A 16,234-nucleotide genomic window follows, 5' to 3' on the forward strand; every position below is an offset into this window, starting at 1 on the left:
GCGACCACGAGACCGCGCAGATCGCCATCGAGGCGGCCCTCACCGGTCACCTCGTGCTCTCGACCCTGCACACCAACGACGCGCCGAGCGCCGTCACCCGCCTCATCGAGATGGACATCGAGCCGTTCCTGGTGGGTTCCGCACTCGACTGCGTGGTCGCCCAGCGACTCGCACGGCGGCTGTGCGACCGCTGCAAGCAGGCGTACCAGCACCCGCTGGAGGAGCTCGTGGCGCTGCGTCTGATGGCCGGGCACGAGACGGTGGTCCCGACCCTCTACAAGCCCATCGGCTGCACCTCCTGCTCCAACACGGGGTACCGAGGCCGGATCGCATTGCACGAGGTCATGCCGGTCTCGGAGGACATCGAGCGGCTCGCGGTCGCCCGCGCGTCGAGCGCCGAGATCGGGCGCGCCGCGGTCGCTCAGGGCATGTCGACCCTGCGTGACGACGGCTGGGCGAAGGCGCAGCTGGGTCTGACATCCATCGAGGAGATCCTGCGAGTGGTCGCGTGAGTCCGAGTCATGCCGCCGTTCCCGAGGGAGGAACCGTGAACAAGCCGGCCTATGAGATCCCGGTCACCGATCCGGCGCAGCCGCCGTTCGGAGCACCGGGCGCCGCGGGAGCCATGCCGCCCACGCGCGGCGAGCTCCCCCCTGAGCTGCCGGGACCGGCGGTGGACTACTCGCAGCTGCCGCCCCCCGCGGTCACGCCGGTCGAGCAGCCGTCGGTCCCGGCGTCTTCTGCGACGCCGGCCCCGGCACCGGCTCCCTCCGGGATCCCGGGCCTGATCCCGGCTCCCGGCGACCCGCTGCTGTCGACCCCGGTGTACTCGCTCGATGCTGAACCTTCCGTGCTGAGCGCACCCGCGGCATCCGTGGCCACCCCGGTTCCGCAGGGCACGAGCATCCCGGGCCTCACGCCGGCGCCGCTCGAGTCCCTGCTCACGATGCCGGAGTACGAGCCGCTGCCGCCGCTGCGCCTCGTGAAGGAGAAGGAGTCACGTCGCGCCGTCTTCATGGACGACGAGTACACGCAGGCGGCCCGCGGGAAGGCGGATGCCGATCTCCTGGCCGCGCTCGAGACGGTCGTCAACGAGGGGGCATCCGACCTCCACGTGTCGATCGGCGCGCCACCCATGATCCGTGTCGACGGCGGCCTCCGCGCCATCGACGAGACCGACGTCTGGGATCGGGAGCGCGTCGCCGCGGCGCTCTACAGCCTGCTGAGCGACGAGCAGGCGCTGAAGTTCGACGAGGAGCTCGAGCTGGACTTCGCGTTCACGCTGTCCGAGAGCTCACGCTTCCGCGTCAACTACTTCCTGCAGCGCGGCGCCATCGGCGCGGCGTTCCGTCTCATCCCGGTCGAGATCAAACAGCTGGACGAGCTGGGCGTTCCGGAGGTCGTGGCGGAGTTCGCCAAGCTCCCGCGCGGCCTCGTGCTCGTGACCGGCCCGACCGGTTCCGGCAAGTCGACGACCCTCGCCGCCCTCGTCGATCTGGTGAACCAGACCCGATCCGACCACATCGTCACGGTCGAGGACCCGATCGAGTTCATGCATCAGAACAAGCGCTCGCTGATCAACCAGCGCGAGGTCGGCAACGACACCCACAGCTTCGGCAACGCGCTCAAGCACGTGCTGCGCCAGGACCCGGACGTGATCCTGATCGGCGAGCTCCGCGACCTGGAGACCATCTCGGTGGCCCTGACCGCCGCCGAGACCGGCCACCTCGTGTTCGCGACCCTGCACACCCAGGATGCCGGATCCACGATCGACCGCGTCATCGACGTCTTCCCCCCGCATCAGCAGGGGCAGGTGCGCACGCAGCTCGCGTCGACCCTGCAGGGCGTCGTCTGTCAGACGCTCGTCAAGCGGGCGGGCGGTGTCGGCCGCGCGGTGGCGACGGAGGTCATGGTGACGACACCCGCGATCGCGAACCTCATCCGCGAGGGCAAGACGTACCAGGTGCGCTCTTCCCTGCAGGCCGGGCGCCAGAACGGCATGCACACGATGGACCAGCACCTGGCGGAGCTCGTGAACGGCGGCCTGATCACGTACGGCGCGGCGCTGGAGAAGGTGCACGACGTCGAGGACTTCAAACGTCTGGTGCACCGCACCGGCGACAACGATCCGACGGCCGGCTTCGGCCAGCTGGGGGGCTTCTGATGTCGAATCTGCTCACCTACGCCTACAAGGGGCGCGACGGCGCCGGCAAGCTCGTCAAGGGCAAGGTGGAGGCGCCGAGCGAGGCCGCGGTCGTCACGCGTTTGCGCACGATGTCGATCTCGCCGATCGAGGTGTCGACCTTCACCGGCGGCAGCGGTCTCCAGATGGACCTCAACATCTCCTTCCTCGAGAAGAAGGTCAAGCTCAAGGACCTCGCCGTCATGAGCCGGCAGATGTCGACGATGGTCGGCGCCGGCCTGTCGCTGCTGCGCTCGCTCACCATCCTCAGCGAGCAGACCGAGAACAAGAAGCTCGCCCGCGCTCTCACGTCGGTGCGCGGGCTCGTCGAGACCGGATCCTCGCTCTCCGACGCCCTCGCGCGGCAGGGACGGATCTTCCCGCCGATCATGATCCATCTCGTGCGGGCCGGTGAGGTGGGCGGGTTCCTCGACCAGTCGCTCGACTCGATCGCGGAGACATTTGAGAAGGATGTCAAGCTGCGCCAGACCATCAAGTCGGCGATGACCTATCCGGTCGTCGTGCTCGTGATGGCGCTGCTGTCAGTGGTCGGAATGGTGACGTTCATCGTTCCCATCTTCGAGAACATGTTCAAGAGCCTCGGTGGCCAGCTGCCGCTGCCGACACAGATCCTCGTGACGATCTCGCACAACATGATCTGGATCGGACCGGTGCTGGCCGTCGGCATCATCGCGTTCACCTGGTGGTGGAACCGGCACAAGCACGACGAGAAGGTCCGTGCTCGGGTCGATCCCTGGCGGCTCAAGGTACCGGTGTTCGGGATGCTGTTCCGCAAGGTCGCCATCGCCCGGTTCGCGCGCAACTTCAGCACCATGACGCACTCGGGTGTGCCGATTCTGCAGGCGCTCTCCATCGTCGGCGACACCTCGGGCAACTGGGTCATCGAGAACGCACTGCGCAAGGTGCAGGACTCGGTGCGCTCCGGCCGCACGATCGCGGCGCCGCTGGCCGAGGAGCCGGTGTTCCCGTCGATGGTTACCCAGATGATCGCCGTCGGCGAGGACTCGGGCTCGCTCGAGCAGATGCTGGGCAAGATCGCGGACTTCTACGACGAGGAGGTGCAGACCACGACCGAGCAGCTCACCTCGCTCATCGAGCCGCTCATGATCGCCGTGATCGGCACGGTCATCGGCGGCATGATCGTCGCGCTCTACATGCCGATCTTCACGATCTACAACAACGTCCACTGACCCTGCAACTGGGGGCGTGTCACAACCGGATTGCCCCCGTTCGCGGGATTCACAACTTCATTTCCACAACTGAATATTCACTTGGGGGGTCATTTTTGGGGGGCCACCCGTCCAACACACGTCTTACGACAAAGGATGGGAAATTGATTACTGCAATCCACAACTCGCTGCGCACCAAGCGTGAGCGTCTCGAGGACAACGAGGGCGGCTTCACGCTCATCGAGCTCCTCGTCGTCGTTCTGATCATCGGCATCCTCGCCGCGATCGCCATCCCGGTCTTCCTCGGCCAGCAGGACCAGGCCAAGGACTCCGCTGCGAAGTCCGATCTCGCGAACGCCAAGGTCGCCTATGTCAGCTTCCTGGTCGACACTCCGGCCGGCACGACCGCCATCGCCGATCTAGAGACGCAGGCGTACGGATTCGTCCCGACCGCCGGTGTCACGGTCACGATCGCGAAGGGCGATGGCCCGGACTTCTGCATCGACGCGACCAGCGCCAGCTCGGGCAAGAAGCCCTTCCACATCACCAACAGCGGTGGCGTCCAGGACGGCACCTGCGCGGCAACACCGTAACCCGCTGATCGTGAGTCGTGGGGCGTCCATCGCGGCGCCCCACGACTCGCTTCAAATTCGGCGACGAGAAGGGGGGTCGACGTCATGCATCGCATCACCACCGAGGACGAAGGTTTCGGCCTCGTCGAGATCGTCGTCTCGATGTTCATGCTCGCCATCCTCGCGATGGCGTTCCTGCCGATCCTCGTGCAGGGGCTCAAGCAGTCGTCCTCCAACGCGACGCTCGCCACCGCCACGCAGCTCGTCAACCAGCAGTTGCAGAAAGCGCAGGCCAAAGGACCGCAGTGCACCCTCGTCGAGTCCGTCGCGGGCATGCAGCAGCTCACCGATCCGCAGGGCGTGGAGATCCAGGTCACCACGAGCGTCGGAGCCTGCCCCACCGCCGTCGGCGGGACCGTGTCGGTGACGGTGTCCGCGGTCCGGCAGGACAGCGGCGACACCGTCGCATCCGCCTCGACCCTGGTGTACGTGAAACATGACTGACCACACCGCGAGTGACAGCGGCTTCACGCTCGTCGAAATGCTGGTCGCCCTCGCCCTCACGACGCTCGTCATGACGGTCATCGGGGGGCTGTTCATCAGCCTCACCCAGACGCAGCAGACGGTCGACGCGGTGACGTCCTCGACCACCTCCGGGCAACAGGTCGCGACCACCATCACCGACCGGGTGCGGAACGGTTCCGGATTCCGAGTGACGTCGGTCGGATCCGACCAACTGCTCGTCACCCGCTCCGCGGGCACAGGCAGCACCTTGACCTGGACCTGCTACGGCTGGTACTACTCCGCTGCCGACGAGTCGCTCCGCATGACGACGAGCACACCCGGCACCCGCATCACCGCGCCGACGTCGGCCCAGCTCACCAGCTGGACGCTGCTCGCCAGCGGTGTCACGCCCCGGGGCACGGCCCCGGTCTTCGCGCCGGACGACACGGGAAGCGTGCTCACCGTCACGTTCGACACCCACCGCGCCGGGCATCCGTCCGTCGCCATTCAGACCTCGGCATCACCTCTGACCGGCACCACGGAGGACAACTCATGCTTCTGACCCGTATCCAGCGCTCCCTCCGCGGCACCCGCGACGACCGGGGCGTCGCCCTGGCCGCCGTCCTCGGCCTCATGGGCGTCAGCATGCTGCTCACCACCGTGGTCGCGAGCTCCGTCATCACGGCCGTCAGCTACAGCTCCAACACCCGTGCCGGCGTGCAGTCGCAGGCCGCCGCCGAGGCGGGCATCGCCGCGGCGCGAGCCGGTCTCGTCGCCCAGGACTGCGCGGTTCACGGTGGCGCGTACCGCAGCGACGTGGGCGCGACGCCGGCATACTTCGCCACCATCTGGATGCCGTTCGGCACTGGCTGGCGCCGCGGATGCCCCTCCGACACGTCGACGCAGGTGCGGATCCTCTCCACCGGCTACGCCGACGCGAACGCGGTCGGCGCAGCGACGTCCGGCGACAGGACCAACCTCGAGGCGATCCTCTCGGCGGGCGCCGTGGTGACCCAGACGAGCACGAGCACGACGACGACGACGCCGCCGACGCAGATCAACTCCAGCGGCCCTGCCGTGTACGCCTACAGCTCGCAGGGCTTCAGCGGTTCGGGCACGCTTGTCTCGGTGGACGGCAACTCGCCCGACATCATGGTGAAGACGGGCAATGTCTCATGCTCCGGCGCCGCATCGGGCGCTTCCGACCTGGTCGTGCAGGGGGGCAACCTCAACCTCAGCGGATCGTGCAACATCGCGGGCAACGTCTGGTCGACCGGTTCCACGACGATCTCCGGCGGCGTGAAGGTCGGCGGCAACGTGGTCGCGGCCGGCGTCTCGATCCCCAGTGGATCGGTGGGTGGCAGCCTCTGGTCCACCGGCCCGGTGTCGATGTCGGGTGGCAGCAGCTCGGTCTCCAAGAACGTGACCGCGACGTCGCTCACGTTCTCGGGCGGCGGCAAGGTCGGCGGCAACGCATGGATCTACGGCGCGACGACCATGGACTGGGGCTCCAAGATCAGCGGGAACGTCACGACCAAGACGTATTCGGCGCCCGCGTGGTCGAGCGGTCTCGTCTCGGGCACCATCACCACGACGAGCCCCTCCACGCCCGGCACCAGCCCGTATGCGACCCCGTCGGTGCCCGTGGTGCCGGACTGGGTCGACTTCGCCTACACCGCGAGCGACTGGACGGGGTTCACCGAGGTCAAGCTGCCCGCCACCAGTGGCACGTGCGGCACGACGGAATTGCGGAATGCCGTGCAGGATCACCCGAGCACGCCGATCGTCGTGAACGCCCTCGCATGCACCGGCGGCATCTACGTCGGCGGTGCCGACAAGATCGCCCTCGACGGGGACATGGCGATCATCTCGAACAAGTTCAGCATGACCGGCAGCGGTGGTTTCACCTCGTCTGCCAACGCGCGCCTCTGGATGGTCACGCCGGACAGCACGGCCGACGGCAAGCCGACCTGCCCCAGCGGCTCGAGCTACAACATCGACGGCGGGTTCACCGTGCAGTCGAACATCTCTCTCATGATGTACAGCCCCTGCCAGATCGTTCTGGCCTCGGGCCTGAACCTCTATGGTCAGGTGTTCGCAGGGCAGGCGGGCATCTCCGGCGGCGCGACTCTTCACTACCTCACGGTCGGCCTGCCCGGCTGGGACCTGTGGACGGGCCACGCCACGCCGTCGACCCCGGTGTCGACCACGACGACGTCGACGACGACGACCAATGACGTCGAGTCGACTCGCACCCTGCTGTCGTCCCGCAACGTCTCCGAGTCCAACTGATGGCCGCTGTCGTCGCGCTCGGCGCGTTCGGATCGATCATCGGGTCGTTCCTGAACGTCGTCGTCTACCGTGTGCCGCGCGGCATATCGATCGTGTCGCCGCGGAGCGCGTGCGGATCGTGCGGCCATGAGGTGCGGTGGCATGACAACATCCCTCTCGTCTCGTGGCTCGTGCTGCGTGGGCGCTGCCGCGACTGCAGAGCTCGCATCTCGATCCGCTACCCGCTCATCGAACTCGCCGGTGCCGCGTTCTTCGTGCTGGTAGCCGAGTTCTTCGCGCCCGCGCTGTTCGCGTCGGCGTCGGCCACCATGCTCGGCTCATCGGCTCTTGCGCTGGCCGCGTTCCTCTACCTCGCGGCGATCAGCCTCGCGCTCGCGGTCATCGACATCGAGACCCATCGGCTGCCGAACGCGATCGTGCTGCCCGCTTACCCCGTCGGCGTAGTTCTGCTGACGCTCTCGGCCGGGCTCGGCGCCGACCTCGGCCGGCTGATCAGCGCGGCCGTGGGCGCCGGCGCAATGCTCGTCGTCTATCTGCTGCTGGCCGTGCCGCGGCCCGGCGGCATGGGGCTCGGCGACGTGAAGCTCGCGGGCGTGATCGGCCTGTTCGCGGGCTGGCTCGGCTGGGCGCCGCTCGTCGTGGCCGGCATCGGCGGATTCATCCTGGGCGGCCTGTTCGGCATAGTGCTGCTGGCCGCCGGTCGCGGACGCAAGACCGCCATCGCCTTCGGGCCGTGGATGCTGGCCGGAGCCTGGATCGGCATCCTCTTCGGTGATCGGATCGTCGCCAGCTACCTCGCCCTGTTCGGGCTGACGTGAGTCACTGAAAGAAATACGGAATCGGGGGATCCGCAATGGGAACGACAGTCGTAGGTGTCGACATCGGCAGCAATGCCGTACGCGCCGTCGAGGTGCAGGGATGTGACACGGCGAAGCCGTTGATCGTCCGGCAGCACGAGATCGCGGTGCCGGAATCGGCGGTGCGCCGCGGCGAGGTGGTGGAGCAGAGCACGGTCGCGACCGCGCTCCGCCGGCTGTGGTCCGCGGCGGGCTTCAAGTCGAAGAACGTGGTGCTGGGCATCGGGGGACAGCGCGTGTTCGCTCGCGACCTGACGGTTCCGCGGGCTCCGCTCGAGCAGATCCGCGAGTCGCTTCCGTTCCACGTGCAGGAGCTGCTGCCGGTGCCCATCGCCGACGTGCTGCTCGACTTCTACCCATTGACGGAGGAGCAGGGCGAGAACGGTCCGGCCGTGGGCGGGCTGCTCGTCGCGGGGCTCAAGGACGCGATCACGGCGAATGTCGCGGCCGTCATGGGCGCCGGTCTGCATCCGGTGCACGTCGACCTGATCCCCTTTGCCGTCGCGCGCGCTCTCGCGCCGCTGCGCACCGCACGCGGCCGTGACGTCATCGTCTCGCTCGGGGCGAACACGACTAACGTCGTCGTGGTCGACGACGGGGTGCCGCGCTATGTCCGCATTCTTCCCAACGGCGGCGACGACGTCACGAGGATGCTCGCGTCGCGGCTGCAGTGGCCACCGGAGCAGGCGGAGCAGGCCAAGCGCGCGCTCGGCATGGGCGGTCCGATGATGCGCCTGGAAGACCGCCCGATCATCGAGATCGTGTACGAGGTGGTCGGCGAGCTGATCTCCGGCATCCGCAACACGCTCGCGTATTACGCCAACGCGCACCCTGCCGCGCCGATCCAGCGGATCGTGCTCTCCGGCGGCGGAGCCCAGCTGAGCGGACTCGCCGGCGCGCTGTCGGAGATGACGAAGCTGCCCATCGCCGCGGCCGACCCCTACGTAGCCGTCGCCTCGAAGGCCCGGGCGCGGCCGGCGCCGACAGAGCAGGACGCGTACGTCACCGCGATCGGCCTCGCGCTCGGGAGCCACGCATGAGCGCCACGACCAACGCCACGCGGAATCTGGTGCTCGCGGGCGAGCCGCGCGTGCAACTTCTGCCGCCCTCGGTCCAGGCTCGCGAGAAGGTGCGCAGCGCACAGCGCCTCGTCGTCCTGGCGCTCGTGGCAGGCGTCGCCGTCGCCGCGGCGATGTACGGATTCGGCGTCGTGACCGCCGGTTCCGCCCAGGCGGCGCTCGCCTCGGCGCAGTCCGAGACCCAGACCGTGATCTCCGCGCAGGCGAAGTATCACCAGGCGACGCAGATCGCCTCGACCGTCAGCGCCATCAAGCAGACGCAGCAGGTGGGCACCTCGCTCGAGGTGCTGTGGGCCCCGCTGATCGGCCGCATCGGGTCGGGCTTGCCGCAGGGTGTCTCGCTGTCGTCGGTCACGGCGACGGGCCAGACGCCATGGGGGGCCGCGCTCGCTCCGGAGGGTCCCCTGCGTGCGCCGCGGATCGCCGTGCTCGCGCTGGTGATCTCGAGCCCGGCACCGCCGGACATCGAGGCGGTCACCGCGATGCTGCGCAGCCTGCCCGGGTACGCGGACTCCACGGTGCAGTCTTCCACTGCCGGCGATGGGGGGGTCGAGACGACCATCTCGCTGACGCTCGGCGCAGGCGCCCTGTCGGGACGCTTCGCTACTCCGGCACCGGCGTCGAGCGACGCCCCGGCGGACGGAGCATCGCGATGATGCGCAGCCCACGCACCTGGCACCTGATCGCGGTGCTCGCGGTGCTCGTGATCGTGGCCCTCGGCTGGTTCCTCGGCGCATCGCCGCTGCTCCAGCAGGCGGCCGCGGCCGACCAGAGCCGCGCGCAGGTTCAGCAGCAGAACGCGCAGCAGCGCACCGTGCTCGCCTCGATGCGGGGCCAGTACGACAAGCTCGACGAATTGCAGGCTCAGATGGCGAGCCTCCAGCTCTCAGTGCCGGGTACCGTCGACCTCGATGACTTCTTCGACCAGGTCGCCGCGATCGCCTCGGCAGCAGGAGCGTCGATCACCTCGATCACGGCCGGCGAGGCGCAGCCCTACGGCCTGACCGCGGGCGGCAGCGGCACGCCTGCGAAGTCGGCGGCGTCGTCGACGCCGCAGCCGACCTCGTCGGCCACGCCCGCGGCGTCCGCCACGCCGGCCCCGGCCGCGACGGCCGCCGCTCCGGTCGCCGCCGCTCCGAAGACTCCCACTGGCGACCTGGCGTCGAAGCTCTATGTCGTGCCGATCGACATCTCGCTGAGCAGCGGCCCGAGCCAGGTGACGGCCTTCGTCAACGGGCTCCAGACCGGCAAGCGGCTGATCCTCGTCAGCTCGATGGCGTACACGAGCTCCCCGGCGGGTGGAACGGTGTCCGGGTTCGTCTTCGTGGTGCACGATCCCTCGGCGTCCGCAGCCTCGCCGAGCGCCACATCCTCGCCGACATCGACCGGCGCCGCCACGCCCACTCCGACCCCGTCGAGCACCGTGCAGACGCCCCGACCTGCGCCGACGCCCACGAAGTAGTACCCTTATTCGGGTGTGCGCTCGTCGCACACGTTCCCCATGCCTGACGAACGCCCGCGAGGGTCTGTTGGGATGCGCGCGGGGAAGGGTCACCGCCACCCGGCGGCTCGACCCCCACGGCATATCCGTCAGCTGTCCCGCACCGATTCCGGTGCCGGGGGCGGATCCCGATGGAACACCATCAACGCTGTCACCGTGCAGCAATGACATAGGAGCAGGTTTGCCCACCATCCAGCAGCTGGTCCGCAAGGGCCGCACGCCGAAGGTCGTCAAGACCAAGGCGCCGGCCCTCAAGGCCAACCCGCAGCAGCGGGGCGTGTGCACGCGCGTGTACACCACCACCCCGAAGAAGCCGAACTCGGCCCTCCGCAAGGTCGCCCGCGTCAAGCTCTCCAACGGCACCGAGGTCACCGCCTACATCCCCGGCGAGGGCCACAACCTGCAGGAGCACTCGATGGTGCTCGTCCGCGGCGGTCGTGTGAAGGACCTCCCCGGCGTGCGCTACAAGATCGTGCGCGGCGCGCTCGACACCCAGGCCGTCAAGAACCGCAAGCAGGCTCGCAGCCGTTACGGCGCGAAGCTCGACAAGAAGTAAGCCGATGCCTCGTAAAGGACCCGCGCCCAAGCGCCCCGTCGTCAACGACCCCGTCTACGGTGCCCCCGTCGTCAGCCAGCTCGTGAACAAGATCCTGGTCGACGGTAAGAAGGACCTCGCCCAGCGCATCGTCTACGGCGCGCTCGAGGGCGTCGCCAAGAAGTCCGATCAGGATGCCGTCACCGTGCTCAAGAAGGCGCTCGACAACGTGCGCCCGACCCTCGAGGTCAAGAGCCGCCGCGTCGGCGGATCGACCTACCAGGTGCCGGTCGAGGTGAAGCCGCACCGCGCGAACACCCTCGCGCTGCGCTGGCTGACCTCGTACGCGAAGTCGCGTCGTGAGAAGACGATGACCGAGCGCCTCACCAACGAGATCCTGGATGCCTCCAACGGCCTGGGTGCCGCGGTCAAGCGCCGCGAGGACACCCACAAGATGGCCGAGAGCAACCGGGCCTTCGCGCACTACCGCTGGTAACAACCCTGCGGGTCGACTAGCCGCGAAGCGGCGTATCGAAACCCCGGTCTCGATGCGCGCTTCGCGCTACTCGACCCTCTCACCACCAAGAAGTAAGGAACCCCCGTGGCACAGGACGTGCTCACCGACCTCAAGAAGGTCCGCAACTTCGGCATCATGGCGCACATCGACGCCGGCAAGACGACGACGACCGAGCGGATCCTCTTCTACACCGGTGTCAACCACAAGATCGGCGAGGTGCACGACGGCGCCGCGACGATGGACTGGATGGCGCAGGAGCAGGAGCGCGGCATCACCATCACGTCGGCGGCGACCACGTGCTTCTGGGAGGGCTACCAGCTCAACATCATCGACACGCCCGGACACGTGGACTTCACCGTCGAGGTGGAGCGCAACCTGCGCGTGCTCGACGGCGCGGTCGCCGTCTTCGACGGCAAGGAGGGCGTGGAGCCCCAGTCGGAGACCGTCTGGCGTCAGGCCGACAAGTACGACGTGCCGCGCATCTGCTTCGTCAACAAGATGGACAAGCTCGGCGCGGACTTCTACTTCACCGTCGACACGATCATCAAGCGCCTCGGCGCGAAGCCGCTCGTGATGCAGATCCCGATCGGCGCGGAGTCGTCGTTCGAAGGCGTCGTCGACCTGGTCTACATGCGCGCGCTCACCTGGCGCGGCGATGCCAAGGGCGACGTGAAGATGGGCGCCGAGTACGCCATCGAGGAGATCCCGGCCGACCTTCAGGCGAAGGCCGAGGAGTACCGCGCGGTGCTGCTCGAGACGGTCGCCGAGACGAGCGAGGAGCTTCTCGAGAAGTACTTCGCCGGCGAGGAGATCACCCCCGAGGAGATCAAGGCCGCCGTCCGTCAGCTCACCATCGACAGCGCGCTGTACCCGGTGTTCTGCGGCTCGGCGTTCAAGAACCGCGGCGTGCAGCCGATGCTCGACGCGGTCGTGGACTATCTCCCGTCGCCGCTGGACATGCCGGCAGTCGAGGGACACGACATCCGCGACGAGGAGAAGGTCATCGAGCGTCACGCCGACGCCTCGGAGCCGTTCTCGGCGCTCGCCTTCAAGATCGCGGTGCACCCGTTCTTCGGACGACTCACCTACATCCGGGTGTACTCGGGCCACCTCGACACGGGCGCCCAGGTCATCAACTCGACCAAGGGCAAGAAGGAGCGCATCGGGAAGATCTTCCAGATGCACGCCAACAAGGAGAACCCGGTCGATCACGTGACCGCCGGGCACATCTACGCGGTCATCGGCCTCAAGGACACCACCACCGGTGACACCCTGAGCGACCCGAACGCGCAGGTGATCCTCGAGTCGATGACGTTCCCGGAGCCGGTCATCGAGGTCGCGATCGAGCCCAAGACGAAGGCGGACCAGGAGAAGCTGGGCACCGCCATCCAGAAGCTCGCCGAAGAGGACCCGACGTTCCGCACCGAGCAGAACCAGGAGACCGGCCAGACCATCATCAAGGGCATGGGCGAGCTCCACCTCGACATCCTGGTCGACCGCATGAAGCGGGAGTTCAACGTCGAGGCCAACGTGGGCAAGCCGCAAGTCGCCTACCGCGAGACGATCCGCCGCGCGGTCGAGAAGTACGACTACACCCACAAGAAGCAGACGGGCGGCTCCGGCCAGTTCGCCAAGGTGCAGATCACGCTCGAGCCGCTCGAGGTGACCCCGGAGACCTCGTACGAGTTCGTGAACGCCGTCACCGGCGGTCGCGTGCCGCGCGAGTACATCCCCTCGGTCGATCACGGCATCCAGGACGCCATGCAGGTCGGCGTGCTGGCGGGCTACCCGACCGTGGGCGTCAAGGCGACCCTGGTCGACGGTGCCGCGCACGACGTGGACTCCTCCGAGATGGCGTTCAAGATCGCCGGCTCGATGGCGTACAAGGAGGCGGCCCGCAAGGCGCAGCCGGTGCTCCTCGAGCCGCTCATGGCGGTCGAGGTGCGCACGCCCGAGGAGTACATGGGCGACGTGATCGGCGACCTCAACTCGCGGCGCGGCCAGATCCAGTCGATGGATGACGCGACCGGCGTCAAGGTCGTCACCGCGAAGGTGCCGCTGTCGGAGATGTTCGGCTACGTCGGCGACCTGCGCTCGAAGACCTCGGGCCGGGCCGTCTACTCGATGACGTTCGACAGCTACTCCGAGGTGCCGAAGAACGTCGCCGACGAGATCGTGCTCAAGGGCAAGGGCGACTAGCTCAACAAGCCGGGGCGGCAGAGCCCCACTACAGTAAGTAACCGAAATCCGGATCCTGAGGAGGACCCACAGTGGCCAAGGCCAAGTTCGAGCGGACCAAGCCGCACGTCAACATCGGAACGATCGGTCACGTCGACCACGGCAAGACGACGCTCACCGCCGCCATCTCGAAGGTGCTCGCGGACAAGTACCCGTCGGCTGTCAACGTCCCGCGTGACTTCGCGTCGATCGACTCCGCTCCCGAGGAGCGCCAGCGCGGCATCACGATCAACATCTCGCACGTCGAGTACGAGACGCCGAAGCGCCACTACGCGCACGTCGACGCCCCGGGTCACGCCGACTACATCAAGAACATGATCACCGGTGCTGCCCAGATGGACGGCGCGATCCTCGTGGTCGCGGCGACCGACGGCCCGATGGCGCAGACCCGCGAGCACGTGCTGCTCGCCAAGCAGGTCGGCGTGCCCTACCTGCTGGTCGCGCTCAACAAGGCCGACATGGTCGACGACGAGGAGATCCTGGAGCTCGTCGAGCTCGAGGTCCGCGAGCTGCTGAGCAGCCAGGACTTCGACGGCGACAACGCGCCGGTCGTGCGCGTCTCGGGCCTCAAGGCGCTCGAGGGCGACGAGAAGTGGACGCAGTCGGTCCTCGACCTCATGGAGGCCGTCGACAACAGCATCCCCGACCCGGTGCGCGACAAGGACAAGCCGTTCCTCATGCCCATCGAGGACGTCTTCACCATCACCGGCCGCGGCACGGTCGTGACGGGTCGCGCGGAGCGCGGCACCCTCGCGATCAACTCCGAGGTCGAGATCGTCGGCATCCGCCCGACGCAGAAGACCACGGTCACGGGTATCGAGATGTTCCACAAGCAGCTCGACGAGGCGTGGGCCGGCGAGAACTGCGGTCTGCTCCTGCGCGGCACCAAGCGCGAGGACGTCGAGCGCGGTCAGGTCGTCGTCAAGCCGGGTTCGGTCACGCCGCACACCAACTTCGAGGGCACGGCGTACATCCTGTCCAAGGACGAGGGCGGCCGTCACAACCCGTTCTACGCGAACTACCGTCCGCAGTTCTACTTCCGCACCACCGACGTGACCGGCGTCATCACGCTGCCCGAGGGCACCGAGATGGTCATGCCCGGCGACACCGTCGGCATGTCGGTCGAGCTGATCCAGCCGATCGCCATGGAGGAGGGCCTGGGCTTCGCCATCCGCGAGGGCGGCCGCACCGTCGGCGCCGGAACGGTCACGAAGATCCTCAAGTAGTACCCGCACCACGCGAAGGGGTCGAGCCACACGGCTCGGCCCCTTTCCGCGTCCCCGCTGACAACAGATCGTCTCTTTGCCATCCGACGCGCCCCGCGCGGATGCGATCGGATGGCAAGACGTCGTTCGGATGATGCGGCCGACCTCTGGATTCCGGCTGGGCACTCGACGCACGGCCCGGGTCGCCGCATACCGTCGAGCCATGCCGCGCCTGCGCCGATCCGATTCGAGCGGACCGGGCATCCGTCGCGTCCGCGCCGGTCGGGGCTTCTGGTATCGCGACGTCACGGGGCAGCGGGTGGACGACCCGGTGCTCCTCGACCGGATCGCGGCCCTCGCGATCCCGCCCGCCTGGACCGACGTGTGGATCGCGCCCTACGCCAACGGCCACATCCAGGCGACCGGCATCGACGTCGCAGGGCGCCACCAGTACCTCTACCACCCGACCTGGCGCGAGCAGAAGGACCGCATCAAGTTCGACCGCGCCCTGACCCTTGCCGAGTCGCTGCCGGTCGCGCGGCGGGGCGTCACGCTCGATCTGCGGCGCGAAGGCCTCGGCCGGGAGCGCGTCCTCGCGGCGGCCTTCCGGATGCTCGACACGGGCAGCCTGCGGGTGGGGTCGGAGCGCTACGCGGACGAGCACGGCAGCTACGGCCTGTCGACGCTGCGGGGCGCGCACGCGAAGGTGCGCGGCGACGAGGTGCTGCTCGACTTCCCGGCCAAGAGCGGCAAGGAGTGGCGCAGCGAGATCCGGGATGCCGACCTCGCCGCCGTCGTCCGGGCGCTGAAGCGACGCGGCACTCGAGCGAAGCTGCTGGCCTGGCACGAGGACGGGCGATGGCATCCGGTGGCCGCGGCCGACATCAACGCGGATGTCCATGAGCGCACCGGCGGCGAGTTCACCGCGAAGGACTTCCGCACCCTGCACGGCACGATCGCCGCGGCCGCCTCGCTCGCGCAGGCCGGGCCGAAGTCGTCGCCGACGGCCCGCAAGCGTGCCGTCGCGGAGGCGATGCGGGTCGCCGCCGCGGTGCTCGGCAACACCCCCGCCGTCGCCCGCGCCAGCTATGTCGACCCCCGGGTCGTCGACCTCTACGACGAGGGACGCACGATCGACCCGAACCGGCTGCACGCCGCCGAGAGCGAGCTCCGGGCGCTGCTTTTCGAGTAGCGTCAGCTGACCGCTCAGGCCGACAACCGGCGCCCGAGACGGTCGCCGGGGCGTGTCGCCGTGGAGGTCCGAAAGGACCTCCACCTTCAGGCGACACGCCCGGCTTGCAGCACCTCCCGGGGTGTGGCAAACTCTTCTAGTTCAATACGCCGCGCCTCGCGCGCGGTTCACTGCCAGAGCAGTGCACAGCCCCGAGTAATCGCCGGGCTGGGCCGCGGGTAGAAGAACACAGCTTCAATCGAACCCCGATCCTTCGTGGGAGACGTGTGTGCCGCGTGCACGACACGCCCGACCGCGGGGTGCGAAGGGGCTTTGACAGAAGAACAGCGGTGCGCGAACAGCAGTGTCGCGCGGGTGCGGACCGGAACCG

The 16,234-nt window shown here is 68.2% G+C and carries 16 protein-coding genes; all 16 read left to right on the forward strand.

The genetic code is table 11. From position 1 onward, the window contains the following. A partial coding sequence (locus ABD285_RS06085; RefSeq protein WP_344201098.1) for a GspE/PulE family protein occupies positions 1-512 on the forward strand: 512 nt, incomplete at its 5' end. 35 nt (positions 513-547) lie between these two features. After that, entirely contained in the window at positions 548-2,164 is a 1,617-nt protein-coding gene (locus tag ABD285_RS06090) for a type IV pilus twitching motility protein PilT (protein WP_344201101.1), read from the forward strand. Then, a complete protein-coding gene (locus ABD285_RS06095) occupies positions 2,164-3,393 on the forward strand; it encodes a type II secretion system F family protein (protein WP_284254375.1) in 1,230 nt (409 codons plus the stop codon). The genes ABD285_RS06090 and ABD285_RS06095 overlap by 1 nt, the downstream gene beginning before the upstream one ends. A 143-nt stretch (positions 3,394-3,536) precedes the next feature. Continuing rightward, positions 3,537-3,965, forward strand: a complete 429-nt coding sequence (locus ABD285_RS06100; RefSeq protein ID WP_284254376.1) for a type IV pilin protein — start codon at positions 3,537-3,539, stop codon at positions 3,963-3,965. Between the two features lie 84 nt (positions 3,966-4,049). After that, positions 4,050-4,448: a type IV pilus modification PilV family protein gene (locus ABD285_RS06105; RefSeq protein ID WP_284254377.1), complete on the forward strand. Its 399-nt coding sequence runs from the start codon at positions 4,050-4,052 to the stop codon at positions 4,446-4,448. Then, the gene (locus ABD285_RS06110) at positions 4,441-5,010 is read left to right on the forward strand and encodes a PulJ/GspJ family protein (RefSeq protein WP_344201105.1); all 570 of its coding nucleotides are present in this window, start codon (positions 4,441-4,443) and stop codon (positions 5,008-5,010) included. The genes ABD285_RS06105 and ABD285_RS06110 overlap by 8 nt, the downstream gene beginning before the upstream one ends. Next, positions 5,001-6,740, forward strand: coding sequence for a hypothetical protein (locus ABD285_RS06115; RefSeq protein WP_344201108.1), 1,740 nt, complete (start codon positions 5,001-5,003; stop codon positions 6,738-6,740). The genes ABD285_RS06110 and ABD285_RS06115 overlap by 10 nt, the downstream gene beginning before the upstream one ends. Continuing rightward, the gene (locus ABD285_RS06120; protein ID WP_284254381.1) at positions 6,740-7,558 is read left to right on the forward strand and encodes a prepilin peptidase; all 819 of its coding nucleotides are present in this window, start codon (positions 6,740-6,742) and stop codon (positions 7,556-7,558) included. The genes ABD285_RS06115 and ABD285_RS06120 overlap by 1 nt, the downstream gene beginning before the upstream one ends. A 35-nt stretch (positions 7,559-7,593) precedes the next feature. Further along, entirely contained in the window at positions 7,594-8,637 is a 1,044-nt protein-coding gene (pilM, locus tag ABD285_RS06125; protein WP_284254382.1) for a type IV pilus assembly protein PilM, read from the forward strand. Next, positions 8,634-9,332, forward strand: coding sequence for a hypothetical protein (locus ABD285_RS06130; RefSeq protein WP_344201111.1), 699 nt, complete (start codon positions 8,634-8,636; stop codon positions 9,330-9,332). Before pilM ends, ABD285_RS06130 begins: the two co-directional genes overlap by 4 nt. Then, positions 9,332-10,138 (forward strand): hypothetical protein, encoded by an 807-nt coding sequence (locus tag ABD285_RS06135; RefSeq protein WP_344201114.1) that lies wholly within the window; start codon positions 9,332-9,334, stop codon positions 10,136-10,138. The genes ABD285_RS06130 and ABD285_RS06135 overlap by 1 nt, the downstream gene beginning before the upstream one ends. 220 nt (positions 10,139-10,358) lie before the next feature. Continuing rightward, complete coding sequence (rpsL, locus tag ABD285_RS06140) at positions 10,359-10,733, forward strand: 30S ribosomal protein S12 (protein ID WP_284254385.1); 375 nt, start codon at positions 10,359-10,361, stop codon at positions 10,731-10,733. A gap of 4 nt (positions 10,734-10,737) precedes the next feature. Beyond that, on the forward strand, positions 10,738-11,208 hold the full coding sequence (gene rpsG, locus ABD285_RS06145) for a 30S ribosomal protein S7 (RefSeq protein ID WP_284254386.1): 471 nt from the start codon (positions 10,738-10,740) through the stop codon (positions 11,206-11,208). 105 nt (positions 11,209-11,313) lie between these two features. Further along, on the forward strand, positions 11,314-13,428 hold the full coding sequence (gene fusA / locus ABD285_RS06150) for an elongation factor G (RefSeq protein WP_344201119.1): 2,115 nt from the start codon (positions 11,314-11,316) through the stop codon (positions 13,426-13,428). A 71-nt stretch (positions 13,429-13,499) separates the two neighbouring features. Beyond that, positions 13,500-14,693: an elongation factor Tu gene (tuf, locus tag ABD285_RS06155; protein ID WP_344201122.1), complete on the forward strand. Its 1,194-nt coding sequence runs from the start codon at positions 13,500-13,502 to the stop codon at positions 14,691-14,693. Between the two features lie 202 nt (positions 14,694-14,895). Further along, positions 14,896-15,864, forward strand: coding sequence for a DNA topoisomerase IB (locus ABD285_RS06160; RefSeq protein ID WP_284254388.1), 969 nt, complete (start codon positions 14,896-14,898; stop codon positions 15,862-15,864). The last annotated feature ends 370 nt before the right edge of the window (positions 15,865-16,234 follow it).

Origin of the sequence: Pseudolysinimonas kribbensis (assembly GCF_039531715.1) — a bacterium.
GTDB lineage: Bacteria > Actinomycetota > Actinomycetes > Actinomycetales > Microbacteriaceae > Pseudolysinimonas > Pseudolysinimonas kribbensis.

Excerpts from the sequence above, each read along its gene's own strand:
- ABD285_RS06095 (WP_284254375.1), top strand. The coding sequence starts at position 2,164 with ATGTCGAATCTGCTCACCTACGCCTACAAGGGGCGCGACGGCGCCGGC.
- ABD285_RS06105 (WP_284254377.1), top strand. The coding sequence starts at position 4,050 with ATGCATCGCATCACCACCGAGGACGAAGGTTTCGGCCTCGTCGAGATC.
- ABD285_RS06110 (WP_344201105.1), top strand. The coding sequence starts at position 4,441 with ATGACTGACCACACCGCGAGTGACAGCGGCTTCACGCTCGTCGAAATG.
- ABD285_RS06115 (WP_344201108.1), top strand. The coding sequence starts at position 5,001 with ATGCTTCTGACCCGTATCCAGCGCTCCCTCCGCGGCACCCGCGACGAC.
- ABD285_RS06120 (WP_284254381.1), top strand. The coding sequence starts at position 6,740 with ATGGCCGCTGTCGTCGCGCTCGGCGCGTTCGGATCGATCATCGGGTCG.
- pilM (WP_284254382.1), top strand. The coding sequence starts at position 7,594 with ATGGGAACGACAGTCGTAGGTGTCGACATCGGCAGCAATGCCGTACGC.
- ABD285_RS06130 (WP_344201111.1), top strand. The coding sequence starts at position 8,634 with ATGAGCGCCACGACCAACGCCACGCGGAATCTGGTGCTCGCGGGCGAG.
- ABD285_RS06135 (WP_344201114.1), top strand. The coding sequence starts at position 9,332 with ATGCGCAGCCCACGCACCTGGCACCTGATCGCGGTGCTCGCGGTGCTC.
- rpsG (WP_284254386.1), top strand. The coding sequence starts at position 10,738 with ATGCCTCGTAAAGGACCCGCGCCCAAGCGCCCCGTCGTCAACGACCCC.
- ABD285_RS06160 (WP_284254388.1), top strand. The coding sequence starts at position 14,896 with ATGCCGCGCCTGCGCCGATCCGATTCGAGCGGACCGGGCATCCGTCGC.